Below are 18,326 nucleotides of genomic sequence, written 5' to 3' on the forward strand. Positions count from 1 at the left end.
TATTCAGGATGGATCGAGATCCGCCAACCCGGAGGGCGACGGCCAGTGGATGGCCGAGGCATCCTGAGCCCGAGATGGCCCTCCTTTTACCACTACCGGTACGCGCGTATCTCGAACACCCGGGCCGAAGGATCGCCCCAGGAGGCCTTCACCAGCAGGCGAATACCCGACGCCGTCGCAGGCTCGAACGTGTGGACGCGCTTGCGCTGGTAGTTGCCCTGGACTGAAGCGACGCTCCGCTCCTTGTCGCCGTCGAGCAGGAACAACTCGTAGTCCCGCACCGTCTCGGGCTGCGGCCCGCGGATCATGCGGGCGTCGAAGCTGTCGCTGTGGCTCAGCGTCAGCTTGCGGATAAGCGCGGTATCGAAAGTCAGGTGGACCTCCCGCACGAGCTTCGGCGCGTCAAACCGCAATTCAAGCCACTGGGGCATTGGCCTGGCGGGATCGGACATCCAGCGGTTGGACTTATCGTAGACCACGCGATGGACGCCGTTTACGACGTTGGCCGCCGGGCCGACCGGCGTTTCACTGGACGCTCGCACCGTCGCCTTCCGGGCCAGATCGGCCGGATCGGCATTCGATGCACCCACGAGGTAGGCATCGTCCTTGAGCAACTGCTGGCGAAGGTCCTCGATTCCCTCACGCCTGAGTTGTCGTATCGAGCAGCCGCGTTTGACGCACATGGCGGCGGCCGTACCAACTGCCTGCCCCATGGTGCTGCACGTACCCATGACCCGCGTGGTGCCGAAGGCCACGTGGCTGACGCTGATGTTACGACCGGCGAGGAGCAAGTTGCTGACGTTGCGCGAGTACAAGCACCGGAATGGGATATTATACAGCGGTATGGGGATCGAAAGGAACGGCTTGTCCTTGCACAGGATACCTTCGGGGGGATGCAGATCGATTGGCCAGCCGCCCAGCGCGACCCCATCCTCGAAGGTCGCCCCCTTCTGCACGTCCTGCTGGCGAAGCACATAGTCGCCGATGAATCGCCGGCTCTCGCGCTTGCCGGGCAGGAAGCCGATCCAATCAAGCGCCCAGTTGGCGCTGTTAGGATGCTTGCCGCTGTTTTTGATGTGATCCCAGACTCCGAGGGCCATGGCCAGCAGTTGGTCGCGGATCCGTTCGTTGTCCTTGATCGTATCCAGTTCCCCGCCCCACTCGATCCACCAGAAACCGTACTCCCACGAACCGTGCCCGCGATGTGGCAGGTCGCTGCAATCCGGGAACCGCCGGATCCACTTTGGCGGCACGAAGGGCATTGGCCGCTCGTGCTTGCGGGTCATGAACATGATGGAGCTGCCGAGGGTCTTGCTGTCGGCGGTTTCCGGGGCGAGCGATTCGCCGTATTCCGCCTGGGCCTCGCGTCCCATGCGGAATTCCGCCCCCGCCTCGGCCGCCAACCGTCCATCCCCGGTGCAGTCGATGAAGAGCTTGCCCTGGACGGTGAAGGACTCCTCCGTGCTCTCCCGCGTTGCGAACAACCGGATGATCCGACCGGCGTCCATTTGCACACCCGCGCACGAGGTGTTCAGCAGCAGGGAGATGTTCGGTTCCCGCTTGACGGCGTCATAGAGGAGGACATCCCACATGCTTGGGGACCGTTGCGGATTCCGAACGGCGTCTTCGAGACGGAGTTCCTCGATGATCCCGGATTCCCGGGCGTCGGTTTTTCCCGCCTGACCCCCACCATCGGAGCCTACAATGTGCATACGGATTTCGCTGGATGCGTTGCCGCCCAGGACGGGGCGATCCTGTAGGAGCAGGACGGACACGCCGTTCCGTGCAGCCGCGATGGCGGCACAGACGCCGGCCATACCGCCACCGGCCACGATGACTTGGGCTTCCAGGCGTTGGGGGGTGACCAGGCGTCCGGACTGGGGCTGCCCGGACGGTTCTCCGCCGGCGAGGGGTTTCGCGACGGCGAGGGAGTTGCCCTCGAGTGCCCGACCGGTTATGGTAGCGGTGATCAAGCCGCCGGCTCCGGCCGTCCTGAGGATGTCTCGCCGCGTTACACTTTGCTCATGGCTTCGTTCAGTCATTGGTACACTCCTGCCGAAATCATAACCATCCGGGAGTGGGGACGGAACCACAGGCGATGCAACCGCACGGAAACAAGGGAGTTGTCTGATCATGTTGACTGATCGAGCAGAACGCCGACAAGGCAAGGTGTCCGCCCTGACGATGGCAGCAGCCCTTTGTTGTGCTGCCATAACGTTCATGTTGGTGGCGGGTTGTGGAGACTCGTTTTCCTCGGGGCCCGATCGAGAAGGCCAACAGGTGGCCGGACCGGACTATGATCAGCAGGTCGCCGAGTTGCGGAATGTTGTCGCTCAGGATCCCGGCAGCACGAAGAACCAGATTCGGCTGGCGGAGATCGAATCGAAGGCTGCGGACTGGCACTTCGCCCGGGCCGAGGAGTTCCGCGGCCAGAAGCGGTTGCGGGATGCACAGGTCGAGCTGGCAACTGCGCTGGATCTGGTACCCGCTCACCCCAAAGCCCTGACCATGAGGGTGGCGATCCAGAAGGAGCTTGAGCGGGCCGAGAATCTGGCCAAGCAAGCCCAGGCGGCGGTAGATCAGCAGGACTTCAAGACTGCCCGTCGGCTGGCCACCGAATCTGCGGAGCTTGACCCCGCCCTGGCGACTGCGACCCAGATCCGCGAGCAGGCGAGCAGTGCGGCGGTCAAGAACAACCTGGATGCGGCCGCCAAGGCCCTGGAAGCTCGCCAGTGGGACGGGGCGCTCGCCGCGGCGGCGAAGGTCAAGGAGTTTGAGCCCGCCAATGCGATGGCGGCGGCGATCGAGAAGCAGGTGGAGAGCCGCAGTGCGGCCATGCGCATGCTGGAGTCGGCCAGGGCGGCGATGGAGAAGAAGGACCACTCGGCAGCGATCAAGTTGTACGAGAAGGCCGCGAACCTGTGGCCGGAGAACGCCGAGTTGACCGGCGAGCGCGACCAAGCGATGCGAACGACGGTGGAGCGGGCGATAGCCCAGGCTGATGGCGAGGCAGCCAAGGATCGATATCCGGCGGCTCTGGGTGCGATTGATGAGATCCAGCCCGCGTTGCCGGGGCAAGAGGATTTTGCCAAGCGTCGGGCGGACCTTCACCAGCGTTGGAATCGCAGCGTGCTGGAGCGTTACGAGAAGCATGCCCTGGCGGGCGAGTGGGAGTTGGCCTGGGTCGCAGCCATCGAGGCGGCGGCGGTCGCCCTGCCCGGCAATCCGCAGAATATCCAGAACCTGAGTCGGGCGGAGGAGATGATTGGCCAGGCCCTTTCGTATCGCCTGAGCATTGTGCCGATGAGGACGCCGACGGTCTCACCGGAGGTGGCTCTCGCGGCATGCAGGCCCCTGGCGGACAGCATCCGCACGAGGAAGCCCAAACACGTTCAGTTGGCGGAGTTCGCCCTGCCTGGCTTGCCGATCGAGGAAAGCGATCTCTCGCCCCCGCCGGCCGCCCCCCCTTCGAGCCAGCCGGCTGGGGGGATACTGGCACGGAAGCTTCCCGAGGCTGACTTGGCCTTGCTGGTGGACGTCTTGGCGGGCCTATCGGACAGCAAGCTGGCCGGCCAGCCTGGAGCCGCCAAGTTCCTGGCCGGGCGGAAGAACATTCAGAATCCCGCGTATGCCACGGCCGAGGTCACGCTTCGCGAGGCCCGCAAGGTTCTCAACCAGGCGCGGTCGGAGGCCAAGCTGAATGAGAGGACGTGGGACGTGCCCGGGCGCCGGGCCCTGGCCAGTGAGCAGACTTTCGCGGAGCTCGCCGCCACCGGCTACTACGGCGGCGCGGCCAAGGAAGCGGCGGACCGCTACGCTGCCGCGGTCAAAGCCCGGGACGAGATTCCGCAATGGACGCAGGTGGACAACTGGCAGGAACACCAGTACCCGGTCCACCGGATCAGTCGTGAGGTTGACCTCCGGGTGCGGATGCGGCTGGTCGAGGTAGCCACGGCCAGAGTCATCTGGCAGGACGATGGGATCACCAGCCGGGCGAGCCACGCCGACACCCAGGTTGACGGCGATGCCGTCCACCACGTGACCGCGAAGGCCGCCAACCTGAAGGGCTCGCCTGAGCTCGTTGCCGAGGCCGTGGCGAAGGTTCTCCCTGCGTTGCAGGCCAAGGGGCGCGATGCAATCGCCCGCCGGCCGGCCTACTTCCTGGAGCAAGCCCGGAGCAGCTCCGGGGACGCCAGGATTGCCGCTCAAGTACGGTTCCTGTTCGACAGCGGTCCGGCGTGCAGCGAGGAGGAAGCCATGGCCGCGCTGACCGAGCTTTTTGGCGACCGGGCTTCCCCGAGCGGCGTCGACGCCTGCCAGCGGCTGGCCCTGGACCGGCTCAACCTCCGGTTTCCGGCAGCGGTCCGATCGCCTGTCGCCCTGGCCCGAGCCGATCAGCCCCAGAGCCAGCAAAGACCACCTTTAGCCTCCGGTCAGGCCGGGAGCCAGCGAAAGCCGTCCGCTCCCGAGGCGTCGGCAGCGAGAAGGGCGGCGCCGGCGAGGCCGGTCCCGGCCCCTCCGCCGAGCGATCGGGCCGCGGACATGAATGCGGGCCGGGTGTATCAGGGCATCGTGAGCCGGGATGATGATCGCTACCGGAAGGAGGTTCTGACCGCTGACGGGATCCTGGTGAAGCTCAAGGACATCGACGGTCCGCCGCTGGTCGCGGACGTCGAGGTGACGGTAGGCAGGATCACGACGCGGCAGAACGACCTGCCGATTGGGACGCGGATGCTGATCCGAGGTGTCTCCGGCCGGCGATATGAGCTGGTCGTGCAGGCTTTGGACCGCAAGAGTGAGACGATGTGGTTCACCATGCAGCAGACGACGCTCGAGTCGCTGCCGCGCTGACGGTCAGCGTTTGGCGTCGAGCCGGCAGACCGGATCGAACAGGCTGGCCCGCATCCACTTGACCACGGCCCGGTCCTTGAGCATAGCGACGCGCCAGACATCGCACTTGAACTCCTCGGTCCAATTGCTTTCAACACCGCGGCCCATGCCCTCGAGCACGAGGAGGTCGATGTCGGCCGCGGCGGCGTTGCATTCCTCGCTGACCTGGCCGAGGTCGATCAGGGGTGTATCCCCGCCGGACGCCACGGTGGTGAGCATTCCGCCGGCGACCAGATTGCGCAATTCGGGATCGCGCCCGCACAGATCCTCCAGCAGGGGAACGAGTTCCGCAAGGGTGATGTCGTTCAAGGCGGGCTTGCTGTTAGGTGCGAGCACGACGCGGGTGCCGCAGAGGGCCATCTGCCGGGCCAGAGGAAGGACGCCGAGGACGATATCCGTGCCGGCGTTGTCCACGAAGAACATGGCCTTTCGCCACGCGTTTCGGGCCAGTCTCTCGCGTACTGCATCGGCATGGTCGACGAACCACGGCCGGGGGGGCACGTTCGCCAGGATGCGGAGGAAATCGACCTCACCCCGCTGGTACATGGCAATGGTGTCCGGCGAGCCGAGATCGAACATGTTGCCCGCCAGGATGCCGCGGAGCAGGAGGTCCCAGCGATGGGACAAGGGCGTGGCCTCCAGCTGGGCCACGATGCGGGGGTAGAGCTCGGCCGCCAGGCGGTTTTCCCGACGTTTGATGCCCTCGTAGGGGTCGGGGAATCCGTACTTGCTGACCAGCCGCTGGCGGAAGCGGGTTAGGTCGATGGTTTGCAGAACTCCGGCCTTCTCGGCTTCGGCTTGCAGGGCGGCCAGCTCGCGATCGTAGTCGACGCGAAACGCGGGCCACCGTTGCTCGAAGTTCTCGCCTGCCAGGTTATCCTCGACGAGTTGCCGGTCGAAGCGTTCCGGGAAGGTCGCGAACAGGTTGAGCCAGTAGGCCGCGATTTCCGGATCGTCCATCACGTTCCAGTTCGAGACGCGGTATCGATCCGGATGCATGAGCTGGCAGAAGATGGCCATGTCGATTTCTAGTCCTGGTGTGGCCCGGTGATTTCAGGGGGGATAGGGATCACCTGCCCCTGGCGGTCGACGCAGGCCAGCACGCTGGTCGCCTCGCACAGCAGCAGGCCGTCACGGTACAGCTCGTACCGATGGTCGATTCTCGCCCGTCCCATGCGGCAGATCTGGACCTTCATCAGGAGGTCGTCGTCATACCGGGCTGGCCGGCGGAACTTGCACTCGACCTTGGCCACGACGAACAGAACTCCCTTGTCCTCCAGATCGCGGTAGCGGATCCCGGTCGAGCGGAGCAGTTCTGTCCGGCCCATTTCGAAGTACTCGAAGTACTTCGAATGGTGAACGAAACCCATCGGGTCGCACTCGGCGTAGCGGACCCGAATGGGGATCTCGCAGGCTATCGTCTGATTGGCCATGCCCTCGGGTTCCTCGTGGACAACGAAAGCGGCCATGGTACTCGCGGTGGCGCACGAATCAATGGGGCCAGCCCTGATGGGGGGCGCTTGTGGTTTGTCTTTGGCCCGAGGCAGGGATATCATGGAGCTGCGGTCGACCGTCATTCGTCCGACCGCTGATGGGTGTCGCCCGTATTCATCCTGGCAACATGAGGGTCGTGGCCATGTCAGTAGTCCGGTTCTGGAGCCGCGTTCGGTGGGCGGGTATGTTGATTGCCCTGGGGGTCTCGACGAGTTGGGCGGTTGCCCAGGTACCGGGAACCGCGCCGGCGAGGGCTTTGAACACGCCGTCGGCCACGCCTTCGGCCAATGCCCGCCCGGTGATCACCGTGGACAACGCGGTTCATGATTTCGGGACCAACTGGGCGGGGACACGACTTGAGCACACCTTCAAGATCACCAATACCGGCAACGCGACGCTGGAGATCAGGGAAGTCCGCCCGGGCTGCAGCTGCGCCACCGCGGGGGCCTATCCCAAGTCGCTCCAGCCCGGCGAGACGGGTTCGTTCCCGCTGGTCCTCGACACCACCAGCATCTACGGGCAGTACACACGAACGCCGGTGATCGCCTCGAACGATCCGGCCACGCCGCAGCTCATGTTGCAGTTGAAGGGCACGGTCAAGCGCATCATCGAGGTCAGCCCGCTGATGGCGTCGTTCGGCGTGGTGTACGGTGGCACACCGCAGACCCTGACGCTGAAGATCGTCAACAATGGTGAGGTGCCCCTTCGACTGGCGCTGGATCCTTTTGCGTCGGTTGGACCGTTCCGGTTCGAGCTGACGGAGACGACGCCGGGCGAGGCGTTTGACCTGAAGGTCACGGCCATGATGCCGTTCGACACGCCGGGGCTCAAGCGGACCGAGGGGCGACTCATGACCAATCTGGCCAGTCAGCGCGATCTCGCCGTCGTCGCCTCGCTGGTGGTCCGAGACCGCCTTGACGTGCAGCCGCCGTCGGTGATCGTGTACCCGCCGGCAGATCCGGCCGCAGCGATGACGACGATGACTCGCCTGTTGTCGTTCACCAACAGCGGTGCGGATCCGGTCAAGATTTTGGAGGTAAGCTCGGACGAGCCGCAGTTCAAGGTAAGCTTTCAGCCCCAGCTAGCCGGCAAGAACTATCTGGTTCGGATCGAGATGCCGGGCAACTACGCCGTTCCGCCCGAGGGGCGCAAGATTGTCATCAAGACCGACGACAAGATGAAACCCGTCCTGCACGTTCCGGTCATCAAGGCCTTCACTCCGACGGCGGCTACCCGGCCCGCGCCGGTCGCGTCAGCTCCGGTTGCACCCCGGTCAGCCCGCAGACCGGCGGAGCTGATGATCGGCCAGAAGGCACCGGATTTCAAGCTGACCACGGTGTCCGGCAAGTCCGCTTCTCGCGCGGATGTCAGCGGGAAGATCACCGTGCTCAACTTTGTCTCGTCGCGCTGCGGCTACTGCAAGAGGCAACTGCCACGGGTGGAGGCTTTGCGACCCAAGTACGAGGAGAAGGGCGTCCGGTACCTGATCGTCGGCGAGACCATGGGGAGAAGCGAGGAGACCAAGGAGATGCTCCAGGCCGTCCTCACTCAGCTCAACGTCAAGGCGGATTTCGCCATGGATGCTGGCAACGCGGTCGGCCGGATGTTCCAAGCCACCGGCTATCCGACCATGGTGATCCTGGGAAAGACGGGGATGATCGAAGCGGTGAACATTGGCAACAAGGTTGATCTTGAGGATCTGATGAAAGGCCAGCTTGACGCGCTCCTCGACGGGAAAGCGATTCCCGAGAAGTTCCTGCCGCCCAAGGGATGAGCAGCCGCAACGGGCATTTCGCCACGAGGATGCCGCGATGGTGCAAGGCAGACTCTTGACCCCGTACGGAGTCCGGACATGGGCCGAGTTCCAGATCGCCTGCTTCCGCGGGACAGTCTTCTACTGGTCGTTGACTACCAGGACAAGCTCTTGCCAGCCATCCATGAGGCTGATGCCTGCGTGGCGGCGGCCAGGAAACTGATCGACGCTGCCCGGGTGCTCGACGTGCCCATGCTGATCACCGAGCAGTACCCGGCGGGTCTGGGCCACACCTGTGCCGTGCTGGGCGAGGCCCTTGCGGGCGTACCCGTGGTCGAGAAGATCCTGTTCAGCGCCTGTGTACCGGAGGTACTGAACCGACTGACCGGCTGGGCCCGACCGAACATCATCGTGATCGGCATCGAGGCCCATGTCTGCGTGCAGCAAAGCGTTCTCGACCTTCTTCGCCTGGGCTACACGGTCCATCTCTGTGCCGACGCGACCGGTTCTCGCCGCCCGTCGGACCGTGATCTGGCGATCGCGCGGATGCGGCAGGCCGGGGCGATCGTCACCAGCGTGGAAAGCGCGATCTTTGAGCTGCTAGGCCAGGCGGGGACGGATGCCTTCAAGCGCGTGCTGAAGATCGTGAAGTGAAGGCTGCTTGCCCCTGGGGTGCACGGCAGCTCGGGGTGCGGGGACGGTGGGCTCCGATGATTCCCGGACCTTGGTGCGAGAGAGGGTGGTGTACGGTCAGGCTTTACGCTGGTATTGACCGAATCCGGCGGAAAGTCGATCATGTCTCTGGGGTTAACACCCCCGGGAACCAAAGGGACCACCTGGGCATCTAAGATGGCGAAGGACAGCACGCTGCCGGCCGCCGCGGGCCTCTCGGTAGACGAGACGGCACTGGTGGAGCAGGCACGCGCGGGTGATATGGGGGCCTTCAGCCGCCTGGTGGGCAAGTACCAGGAACGGATCGTCAATACCTGCTGGCGCGTCTGCGGGAACAAGGACGATGCCGAGGACCTGGCCCAGGAGGCGATTCTGAAGGCGTTGGAAGCGATCGGCTCATTTCAGCAGCGAGCGGCCTTCTACACCTGGCTGTTCCGCATCGCGGTGAACGTGTCGATCGCCCATCGCCGCAGGGCGGCCCGAGCTCCCAAGCTGGCTCTGCACGCTGGCGACGGCGAATGGGGCGGCGATTATCAGGCGGCCAGGCTCGTGGGCCACGCGTCTCGGGAGGTGACGGACCCACCCGCCAGACTTTCGGCGCGCGAGACGGAGCGCAAGCTGGCCGAGGGACTGGAACAGCTCGACGACGATCACCGGGCGGTGATCGTACTGCGTGATATTGAAGGGCTCGACTACCGGCAGATTGGGGAGATTCTCGACCTGCCGGCGGGAACGGTGAGATCGCGGATCCACCGGGCCCGATTGGAGCTGAAGGAGTACTTGAGACCGCTGGTTGAGTGAGTGAAGTGAGTTTCCGCGTGGCGCTGGTTGAGTGACATGGATCCGAAGCGACGCCAATATCTGGAAGCCCAGCTTTCGGCCTACCTGGACGGAGAACTGGCCGCTGCGGAGCGGACCGAGGTCGAGGATTTCCTGGCCGTCGACGCTGACGCCCGCAAGTTGCTGGCAGAGCTGGAGGATATCGCGGCCGGCCTGAGGGCTCTGCCTCGGGCCAGGGTGTCGCCGGATCTCATGGAAGGGCTGCGGAGCCGGCTGGAACGGCGGGCGTTGCTGGGCGTCCAGACTTCGAAGGCACCACCGGTGACCACGATTCCGTTCGGCGGGCGGTGGCTGGCGGCGGCGGCGGTGATGGCGATGATGGTCACCGCCGGCTACGTCATGTGGTCAATCCGATCGCCCGAGCCGGATTTTCCCACTAAAGAGTACGTTATGGTAGAATCGGCGAATCGCCCGGTCCAGCGGTCGACAGACGGCAAGGGGGCGGAGCCGGCCGCACCATCGGTGCGGCATGGGCAGGAGGAGGCGGAGAAGTCTGCCTCGGCCGGACGCGGGGCCGCCCAGGGCTATGGGGCCGGTGATACCAAGCTCGAGCTGCCGGCCGTTTTGCCTCCGGCGGCGTTCTCGGCCAAGGGGGACAGGACGCTCGCCGCCGCGCCTCGGTCTGCGGGCGACGCCACCGGCTCAGGATCAAGTCCGACGTCTGGCGGAATCGAGGCCTCACCGACAAGGAGAGTTAACCTTGGCAGGACCAAGGAGGAACACGACAGCAGCACTGTGCTCGACCATGTCGCTCGAGGTGAGCCGGCCGCCTTGGCAGAACGCGTCGCCAGGTTGCCGCAGAGGCCGGATGAGGAGCAGGTCAGAGTCGCCCTCGGCGATGAGACCGCCGGCTCGACTGGCAATGAGGGCGATGCGGCGGGGGTGCGAACCTCGAAGGGTATCCCGACGGAGGGTCGTTATCGCGGTCGGATGGCGGTGGAGGCCACCCAGCCCGCGGCGCTGCGGCCGAAGATGGTGGCAGGGGCCGAGAAAAGAAAGTACCAGTCCGAGCGAGCGGCGTCGCGAAGGGAAGAAGCGGCCCTGTCGGCACCGGCTCTGGCCAGCGCGGACCTGATCCCGCAGGTGGCCGAGGCAGAGAAGCCAGGCAACGGCCTCGACCGGGAAGCCAGGACGCTGAACAGGGCCACAGGTGCTGGTGACGGCGTATCCGGTCCGCCCGCCGAACCGGCCGCGGTACCCGAGTCGACGGGCGTGGTGGTGGGCACGACGCTGGAGGCGGCGGACGTTGCGGGCGGGCGCCGAGGTACGCCGGCCTGGCAAGGCTTCGACCGCAAGGAGGTCTTCGTCCGCGAACCGGGCCATCCCTGGGACAAGAGTGCCGGCGGCGGTTTTGGCGGCATGGGCGGCATGGGCGGCACTGGTGCGGACCAGGCTGACCTCGGCAGAAGTGGCGGCGTGTTCGGCAGCTTCGGCAGAGCTGCCGGCGGCATGGCGTACGGCGCTGGTGCTGAGGTCAAGGACCGTTCCGGCATCTTGGGTCTCTCCCTTGCCGACAGCGACGTCGCGGAGCGGTTCTTGCTGGCGACGCCGGGCGAGCCTCCGTGGCGACCGGACACGAACGACGTACCTCGGGACGTTTTCCGATCCCTGTGGACGACAGGGTATGCGGCGGGCAAGCGGAGTACCTTCGATTCGCAGAATGCCGACCCGCAGAATGCGGCCACGGCAGGGCACGCCACAGGAGCCGCTGCGGCCGCGTCCGGGCGAGCGCCGATCGGCAACATCTACGGCGATCTGCAAGTTGCCGGTCAAGCCGCCGGCCAGCGAACGTCGGAGGCCGGGAGTGGCGTCCTGAGGGCCGCCGGCCGGCCGACGACTCAGCCCGCCAGCGTCCCTGCCACCGCCCCGACCTCGCAGCCGACAAGTCGCCCCGATGTTGCACCCGGCTCATCCAGGTAGGGACATTTCCCCTTGGGCAAGCTACGGCTTCTGTGTGGTTGCGAGGTGTTGGGTTTTTCCTGCGGCTCTGGCTCCTATCCCCTCAACTGCTCGAACTTGCGATAGGGTGCGTCCCATCGCCCGGACTCGTTGGGCTCATAGACGGAAACCTCGAACGAGCGGCGAATGAGTTGCCGGGCGGCCTTGAGATCGGGCAGCACGCCGGTGGCTACGGCCTGTACGGCGATATTGCCTGCCGCCGTCGCCTCGACCGGCCCGGCCACGATTGTCCGCCCGGTGGCGTCCGCCGCCCACTGGCAGAGGTGCTTGTTTTGGATGCCGCCGCCGACGATGTGAATGACCTCGGCTTTGCGGCCGGTGCATGATTCGATCCGACCGAGGGTTTGGCGGTAGGTCATGGCCAGGCTCTCCAGGCAGATCCGCACGAATTGGCCGGGCGACTCGGGCACGTGCTGGCCGGTCTTGCGGCAGTACTCGGCGATTCGGGTGGGCATGTCGCCCGGGGCGAGGAATGAGGGATCGTCCGGGTCGAGAATGGCGCGATACGGTTCGGCCTTGCCGGCCAGGTCGGCCAGTTCGGCGTAGCTGTAAGCCCTGCCGGCTCGCTCCCAGGTCCGCCGGCACTCCTGGACCAGCCAGAGCCCCATGATGTTTTTGAGGAACCGGTAGGTTCCGGCCACGCCGCCCTCGTTCGTGAAGTTGAAGCGAAGCGACTGCTCGTTGATAATCGGCTGGGGCACTTCCATGCCCATCAGCGACCAAGTGCCCGAGCTGAGGAAGGCCCAGCTCTTCTCCCCCACCGCGGGGACGGCGGCCACGGCCGATCCGGTGTCGTGCTGGGCCGGCGCGATCATGGGCACGTTGCCCACGCCGGTCTCTTCGCGGATCTCCTGGCGAAGCGGCCCGAGCACGGTGCCGGGCGGGACGACTTCGCCGAAGATCCTGGTCGGGATATCCAGCTTCTGGATCAAGGGTATGGCCCAACCTCTCTTGCGCGGATCGTAGGCCTGGGTCGTGGTCGCGTCGGTGAACTCGCAGCACTTGCGGCCGGTGAACCAGTAGTTGAACAGGTCGGGCATCATCAGCAGCGTCTCGGCGGCATCCAGCAGAGCCGACTTGCCGAGGCGCATGGCCAGGAGTTGGAAGATGGTGTTGAACTGCATGAACTGGATGCCGGTCTGATCGAAGACCTCGGCGCGGGGCACGATGGCGAAGGCCTTTTCGAGAATGCCGTTGGTGCGCGGGTCGCGGTAGTGGAACGGGTTACCCAGCAAGGCATCGCCGCGGCCGAGCAGGGCAAAGTCGACGCCCCAGGTGTCGATGCCCACGCCGGCCAGCATGCCCGCCTGCTTGCCGGCCAGGGCCAAGCCGTGCTTCATCTCCGACCATAGCCGGAGTCCATCCCAGTGCAGTTCGTCCAAAGTGCGGATCGGCCCGTTGGGGAAGCGATGCACCTCGGACAACTCGAGCTTCTGATCGGATACCTTGCCGAGGACCAGACGACCGCTCTCGGCCCCGAGGTCAATCGCCGCGAAACTTGCTGGCTTGGTCATACACTACGTCCTTCCAGATTCATAGGAATTGTCCGAACCGCCAAGACGCCAAGGGTGCCAAGATGCGTCAATGCTTGAAATGGCGTGTGCCCGTGATGATCATGGCCACACCCGCGGTGTCGCAGAGGGCGACGGTCTCGGCATCCCGGTTGCTCCCGCCGGGGTGGATGATGGCCGTGATGCCGGCGTCAATCAACTTCTGCGGGCCGTCGGGCACGGGGAAGAACGCATCCCCGGCCGCCACCGCACCCTTGAGCTTATCGCCGTGGCCGTTCTCGCGGGAGAGCTGAACCGCCAAGTCACAGCTCTTCACGCGGGACATTTGCCCGGCACCGTTGCCCAGGAGCATGCCGTCCTGGCAGATGGTGATGGCATTGCTCTTGGTGTGCTTGCAGACCAGCCAGGCGAATTGCAGGTCTGCCATTTCGGATTCCGTCGGCTTGCGCTTGGTGACGATCTTCCACTGGTCTTCGTTGAGGCCAAGCAGGTCACGGGTCTGAACGAGCATGCCGCCGACGATCTTCTTGTAGTCGAGCTCATTCGGATCGGGCGGTCCGTCCATCGGCCCGACCGACAGCAGCCGGCACTCCTTGCCCCATTTGCGTTTTTCGGTCGGGGTGGTGATCAACTCCAAGGCATCATCGTCGAAGCTGGGGGCAATCCAGACATCGAGCTTGAAGAATGCCGCCCCGGCCGCCTTGCCCCACTTGCCGAAGGAGTTCATGACCGTGTCGGCAATCTGGTGGGTGACCGGGTAGTTCATGCACAGCACCCCACCGGCCGCGGCGATGGGGTCGCCCAGGTAAGCGCGGCGATAGGTCTCGACAGGGTCGTCGCCGATGGCACAACCGCAAGCGTTTGTGTGCTTGATGAAAGCTACTGCATGCCGCCCTGGTGTGGGACCGGCATCTTGCGGAGCTGACCGGCAGGATGCCGGTTTCACACGGAGATTCGCCCGGCTCAGCTCCTTCACCAGAGACAAGGCCGAGTCGCCATCGACGTAGTTGTTGAAGGACATGCTTCCGCCGCTTCGACACGGACTCGGGAAGGGAGGCTGGGGCTGCGTATAGAGCGTATTGCATTCGGATGTCGTGCGGTCGTCAAAACGGAATGGCCGTGCCGCTTGATCAGGATTCTCTCCATAGCGGAGTACCGCTGGGGAAACGAGGGCTTGCATGCGGAAGCTGGGCAGCTTCTCATACCTTCCGTCGCCTAAGTACTGGGAAATGAGCGCGTCGTAGGATGCCGTGAGCCTGTAAACCCAGCTGGCGAACTGCTGACTGTGCACGTCGGCGATGGCTCCACGGGTTCTGAGGGCCTGAAGTGCCACCTCTTGGGCGAGAGGGGTTGGCAGCACCACTACATGCCGATGGTTTTTCGCTGCCGCGCGGAGCATGCAGGGACCGCCAATGTCGATCATTTCGATAGCCTGCTCGAAGGTGCAGTTCGGGTCGGCGATGGTCTTCTCGAAGGGGTAGAGGTTGACCACCACCATGTCAATCGGCTTGATGCCGTGCTTCTCGAGCGTCTTCAGGTGCTCGGGGTTGTCGCGGTCGGCGAGGATTGCGGCGTGGATCATGGGGTGGAGGGTCTTGACCCGGCCGTCAAGCATTTCGGGAAAGCCGGTGACCTCCTCGACCATGGTGACGGGGATGCCGGCCGCCTTGAGGTGCTTGGCGGTGCCGCCGGTACTGATGATCTCGATGCCGAACTCGTCGACCAGGGCTCGGGCGAAATCGGCGATGCCGGTTTTGTCATAGACGGCGATGATGGCACGTTTGATTTGGATGTCACTCATGGGCGAGCATCATAGCCCAACGCAAGTCGTGGAACAAAGGCTGACCGGAGAGGGAGGAATGGAGAATCGAGCATGGACATGGACGGTGGGCAGCTGCTTCCGTCCGGGTCGCGTGTGCGAAATCCTGGTGTTGTTTTGCGACAGAGAGAGGTCGCATGCACAGCATTCCTGCCGGCGACAAGCGAAGAGCCACGAGGCGTTGAGGGCTACTTGCGGAGTCGGCGCTCAGAGCGAAGCGGATCGAGGAGGAGTATCTGATCGGACGTCCTGCCTGGGACGGTTGCGGCCTTGGCTTCCTCGCCGCTCTCGGCCGGTGCACTGGCGGCATCATTGGCCGTGACCACCGGCAAGGCAGCGGGCTCATCCTTGGGAGGCGTTGCGGAGTGATCAGGCTTCTTCTCGCGGACCATCACCCGGCCGGCGGGAGCTCGGAACGCCGCCAGGGTCAGGGGTTGGGTTCTCATCGGGCGAATGCAGCGAACCTCGCCGTGGGCGTTGGTCAGCAGGACAGCATCGTTGTAGGGGTTGGGCAGGCCCTCGGTCGCGGTGACAGAATCGGCGAACTCGCTGATCTTGCCGGAGACGGGGTTGACCAGAGCGAGCCGGCCGTTGGCGTGCAGGACCACGGTTCCCTGGGGCCACTCGGCCAGGAACTGCACCGCCTCGGGATCGATCCAACTGGTCCCAAACCTGGGCGTGGGGCGCTGGGCTATCGCGGTTGCAGGGGCGGTGGTCGGCGACTTTACGGCTGACTCGGCGTCCTCGGCCGCCGGCGGACTTGCGAGGGGCGTCTCGGCCACCCGGGCGTCGGCAACGGTCTCGGCAGATTCGGTCGCGGGAGCGCTGGTCGGTCCGGCGGCAGGTGGGGCTATGGTGCGGCGAGCAAGACCGATGCGATGCAGCCCGCTTCTGGTCGCCTGATAGACGCTCTCTCGAGTCACCACCGGGCCGCCAGCGGGTCGATCGATCAACCGGTACTTCCAAAGGACTCCCCCGTCCGAAAGATCGAGTGCGTGGAGGTCGGCGTTTGACGTGGCGATGTACACAACTCCCCCGTCGACCGCAAGCCATCCCTGGGCCGCGCCGTCCAGCGTCCGGTAGAACAAGGTGGTCTTGTCGGAGCCCAGTGCCCCGACATTGCCCTGGATATCGGCGAGAACGACCGCGTCTGCGGCCGGGGCGTAAACCGGAGCGAGGCGGACGTGTTTGCCCAGGCCAGACTGCCACAGGAGCCTGCTCCGGTCGACGGTCAGACACCATACCCAGCCTTGCGGCCCGACCTGAAAGACCTGATCGCGGGACAGCGCCACCGGGGCCAGATTGGCGAGCGGAAGGCGGATACGAGTCATTTCGCGGCCACTGGCGGGATCGAGAACCACGGCCGCGCGTGCGAGGGTCACGACCAATCGATCGCCTGAAGCCGCGTGCCAGACCACTGGCGGATAAAGGGTATCGAGTTCCTTGGCCAGCTGAGCAGTCCAGAGATACTCTCCCGTATCCGCCCGGAAGGTCCTGACCGCCCCATCCGAGCAAGTGGCACAGACGTAGCCCTCGATCAGTTGGTAGGAGCGGACGGAGGCGAGATGCCCCATGGGCAGTCGCACCTGCCAAGCGACGTCGGCGGCGGGTGTGGCCCCCAGGCCGGCGAGGTCATCGGCAGATCCGGCCGCATGGGCCCAACCGCCGACGGTCATCGAGGCGGCCATGACCACGACCATCCACCCCATTCCCGGCGAGACACGTCCGCACCTGCTGGTCAGCTGGCTCATTCAACGACTCCTCACGAGGGCTCAAAACAACCATTCAATCCGGAGGCTGCTCGGCGGTCAAGGGCAGGGATCGAAAACCGTTGGAGCGTCTCCGTCAGACGGAGCGGCGCCTGCCCCTGGATCGACCGTGAGGCCGCGAGGAGTTGCCCCAGCCGGGCATCATCCGGGCCTTCGGGGCGGCGGGGTCTCCCCGGCCAGCCGGTGAGCTCCTTGGGGACCGGGAGTGGATCCCAGGAGGAGGATTCGCGGTCCCGGGAAATCTTTCCTTTCCGGGGGCTTGCAAAGCAGCGTCCGGCCAGTTACTCTTTGACCGGACGCGTTGGTGGGACTGTAGTTACGCCGCGCCCGCCCGCGCGGGGGCCGCTAGGGCTGCAGAACGGTCCCTCCATCCGAGGCCCTCTGTTGTAAGGCAGGGCACAAAGTCGAGTCAGTTAGCAGGAGCCCGCAGGTGACGACCATAACCAAGATCTTCGTCATCCTGGTCTGTTTGTTCGCCTTCATCTTCACGCCCTTGGCGGTGTCCTTTGCCGCCCGGTCGAACAACTGGCGGAAACTCACCGAGGATTACGCTTCCGCGTTGGAGGTCGCCAACGCCCATGAGCGCAGCGCTCTGGCCATCGCCGCTTCCGAAATTGAGCGCTACAAGGCGATGTGGAAGAAGGAGAACGACCAGTATCAGGCGCTCCAGAGCCAGTACAGTCAGCTGGTGAAGGAGAAGGGCGACCTGACGCTCAAGCACGACGACCTGGCTCGCAGTCGGGCCGCCTGGGAGACTTCGGCGGGCCTGCTGGCCGCCGAGATGGCGGTCAAGAGCAAGCACAACGAGGAGCTGGGCAAGGCCAAGGAAGATGCTCTCGCCCGGGAGCGGGAGTTGCGGGTGCGCAATCTGGAGTTGAGCGACCGGGTGAAAGAGCTGAGCGCCCAACAGGTGGTTCTCACCCAGCAGCTCAACCAGAAGATCCAGGAGATCACCGCCTACCGGGACGAGAACAAGCGGCTTCGTGAAGGCTCCATCCTGAGTGCGGCTTCTCCGGCGGCAGCCTCTCCCACCCCGACGGCTCAGTCGACGCACGCGGCTCGGACCAGCCCGATCCTGGGCAAGGTTCGAGCGATCCGCGGCACGCTGGCGACCATCGACGTGGGCAGTTCTTCCGGCGTTCAAGCCGGGATGAGGATGGTCGTGCTGCGTAACGGGGACTGGGTCTGCGATCTGGAGATCACCTCGCAGGTGCTGCCGACCGAGGCGGTCGGTGAGATCCGGCTTCAGGCCGAGAACAAGCAGATTCGGGAGGGTGATGTCGTCGAGGACGCGGAGAGCTTTTCCCGGTCGTAGGATCCGGTTCGAGTAGCCAGGGCATACACAGCCAAGGAGAATGACGTTGGCCCCCATCGCCTCCAACCGCCGAAATGTTGTCCCTGCGGATGACCTCTACCTGATCCTGTTGATCACCGCGACGGTTATCCTGCTGATCGGCATCGTCTTCATGGCCGTCCGCTCCTATCAGTACTTTGAGTCCCTCTGGCCGGTCGGCGGCGTTTGACATCTCGCCATCGACCCGCACCCGTGGTACAATCCATGCCGGTTCGGCCGCTGGCGCGGTGCCGGATCGAACGGAAGGGAACGGGGCTCGGCGCGC

13 protein-coding genes are annotated in these 18,326 nt (G+C 65.0%); 7 read left to right on the plus strand and 6 right to left on the minus strand.

The window, feature by feature from the left end:
- Positions 1 to 92 precede the first annotated feature (92 nt).
- Positions 93 to 2,042 carry an FAD-dependent oxidoreductase gene (locus KA354_05080; protein MBP7934005.1) on the minus strand — a complete coding sequence of 650 codons (1,950 nt, stop codon included), beginning with the start codon at positions 2,040 to 2,042 and terminating at the stop codon, positions 93 to 95.
- A 238-nt stretch (positions 2,043 to 2,280) separates the two neighbouring features.
- Here KA354_05080 and KA354_05085 point away from each other — a divergent pair, with 238 nt between their 5' ends.
- Positions 2,281 to 4,851 carry a hypothetical protein gene (locus KA354_05085; protein ID MBP7934006.1) on the plus strand — a complete coding sequence of 857 codons (2,571 nt, stop codon included), beginning with the start codon at positions 2,281 to 2,283 and terminating at the stop codon, positions 4,849 to 4,851.
- Between the two features lie 3 nt (positions 4,852 to 4,854).
- On the opposite strand, the gene KA354_05090 is transcribed toward KA354_05085, so the two are convergent.
- Both KA354_05090 and KA354_05095 read right to left on the minus strand, forming a co-directional pair.
- Positions 4,855 to 5,910, minus strand: a complete 1,056-nt coding sequence (locus tag KA354_05090; protein ID MBP7934007.1) for a DUF89 family protein — start codon at positions 5,908 to 5,910, stop codon at positions 4,855 to 4,857.
- An 8-nt stretch (positions 5,911 to 5,918) separates the two neighbouring features.
- Positions 5,919 to 6,323 carry an acyl-CoA thioesterase gene (locus KA354_05095; protein MBP7934008.1) on the minus strand — a complete coding sequence of 135 codons (405 nt, stop codon included), beginning with the start codon at positions 6,321 to 6,323 and terminating at the stop codon, positions 5,919 to 5,921.
- Between the two features lie 203 nt (positions 6,324 to 6,526).
- Here KA354_05095 and KA354_05100 point away from each other — a divergent pair, with 203 nt between their 5' ends.
- From KA354_05100 to KA354_05115, 4 genes are all read left to right on the plus strand, one after another.
- Positions 6,527 to 8,158, plus strand: a complete 1,632-nt coding sequence (locus KA354_05100) for a DUF1573 domain-containing protein (GenBank protein MBP7934009.1) — start codon at positions 6,527 to 6,529, stop codon at positions 8,156 to 8,158.
- Between the two features lie 78 nt (positions 8,159 to 8,236).
- A complete protein-coding gene (locus KA354_05105) occupies positions 8,237 to 8,791 on the plus strand; it encodes a hydrolase (protein MBP7934010.1) in 555 nt (184 codons plus the stop codon).
- Between the two features lie 141 nt (positions 8,792 to 8,932).
- Positions 8,933 to 9,610 (plus strand): sigma-70 family RNA polymerase sigma factor, encoded by a 678-nt coding sequence (locus KA354_05110; GenBank protein ID MBP7934011.1) that lies wholly within the window; start codon positions 8,933 to 8,935, stop codon positions 9,608 to 9,610.
- A gap of 36 nt (positions 9,611 to 9,646) precedes the next feature.
- The gene (locus KA354_05115) at positions 9,647 to 11,569 is read left to right on the plus strand and encodes a hypothetical protein (GenBank protein ID MBP7934012.1); all 1,923 of its coding nucleotides are present in this window, start codon (positions 9,647 to 9,649) and stop codon (positions 11,567 to 11,569) included.
- A gap of 74 nt (positions 11,570 to 11,643) precedes the next feature.
- Here KA354_05115 and KA354_05120 read toward each other — a convergent pair whose 3' ends face one another.
- The 3 genes from KA354_05120 to KA354_05130 form a co-directional block, all read right to left on the minus strand.
- The gene (locus KA354_05120) at positions 11,644 to 13,122 is read right to left on the minus strand and encodes a rhamnulokinase (GenBank protein ID MBP7934013.1); all 1,479 of its coding nucleotides are present in this window, start codon (positions 13,120 to 13,122) and stop codon (positions 11,644 to 11,646) included.
- 67 nt (positions 13,123 to 13,189) lie between these two features.
- The gene (gene purH, locus KA354_05125; GenBank protein MBP7934014.1) at positions 13,190 to 14,920 is read right to left on the minus strand and encodes a bifunctional phosphoribosylaminoimidazolecarboxamide formyltransferase/IMP cyclohydrolase; all 1,731 of its coding nucleotides are present in this window, start codon (positions 14,918 to 14,920) and stop codon (positions 13,190 to 13,192) included.
- A 206-nt stretch (positions 14,921 to 15,126) separates the two neighbouring features.
- On the minus strand, positions 15,127 to 16,689 hold the full coding sequence (locus KA354_05130; GenBank protein MBP7934015.1) for a PQQ-binding-like beta-propeller repeat protein: 1,563 nt from the start codon (positions 16,687 to 16,689) through the stop codon (positions 15,127 to 15,129).
- A 448-nt stretch (positions 16,690 to 17,137) separates the two neighbouring features.
- Here KA354_05130 and KA354_05135 point away from each other — a divergent pair, with 448 nt between their 5' ends.
- A complete protein-coding gene (locus KA354_05135; GenBank protein ID MBP7934016.1) occupies positions 17,138 to 18,022 on the plus strand; it encodes a hypothetical protein in 885 nt (294 codons plus the stop codon).
- A 46-nt stretch (positions 18,023 to 18,068) separates the two neighbouring features.
- Positions 18,069 to 18,230: a hypothetical protein gene (locus KA354_05140; GenBank protein ID MBP7934017.1), complete on the plus strand. Its 162-nt coding sequence runs from the start codon at positions 18,069 to 18,071 to the stop codon at positions 18,228 to 18,230.
- Positions 18,231 to 18,326 lie beyond the last annotated feature (96 nt).

The sequence above is a fragment of the Phycisphaerae bacterium genome, from assembly GCA_018003015.1.
Taxonomy (GTDB): Bacteria; Planctomycetota; Phycisphaerae; order UBA1845; family PWPN01; genus JAGNEZ01.

What these genes read in the sequence shown, in the direction of transcription:
- KA354_05115 (MBP7934012.1), top strand. Translation starts at nt 9,647, where the DNA reads ATGGATCCGAAGCGACGCCAATATCTGGAAGCCCAGCTTTCGGCCTAC.
- KA354_05095 (MBP7934008.1), bottom strand. Translation starts at nt 6,323, where the DNA reads ATGGCCAATCAGACGATAGCCTGCGAGATCCCCATTCGGGTCCGCTAC.
- KA354_05130 (MBP7934015.1), bottom strand. Translation starts at nt 16,689, where the DNA reads ATGAGCCAGCTGACCAGCAGGTGCGGACGTGTCTCGCCGGGAATGGGG.
- KA354_05080 (MBP7934005.1), bottom strand. Translation starts at nt 2,042, where the DNA reads ATGACTGAACGAAGCCATGAGCAAAGTGTAACGCGGCGAGACATCCTC.
- KA354_05110 (MBP7934011.1), top strand. Translation starts at nt 8,933, where the DNA reads ATGTCTCTGGGGTTAACACCCCCGGGAACCAAAGGGACCACCTGGGCA.
- KA354_05100 (MBP7934009.1), top strand. Translation starts at nt 6,527, where the DNA reads ATGTCAGTAGTCCGGTTCTGGAGCCGCGTTCGGTGGGCGGGTATGTTG.
- KA354_05120 (MBP7934013.1), bottom strand. Translation starts at nt 13,122, where the DNA reads ATGACCAAGCCAGCAAGTTTCGCGGCGATTGACCTCGGGGCCGAGAGC.
- purH (MBP7934014.1), bottom strand. Translation starts at nt 14,920, where the DNA reads ATGAGTGACATCCAAATCAAACGTGCCATCATCGCCGTCTATGACAAA.
- KA354_05090 (MBP7934007.1), bottom strand. Translation starts at nt 5,910, where the DNA reads ATGGCCATCTTCTGCCAGCTCATGCATCCGGATCGATACCGCGTCTCG.
- KA354_05105 (MBP7934010.1), top strand. Translation starts at nt 8,237, where the DNA reads ATGGGCCGAGTTCCAGATCGCCTGCTTCCGCGGGACAGTCTTCTACTG.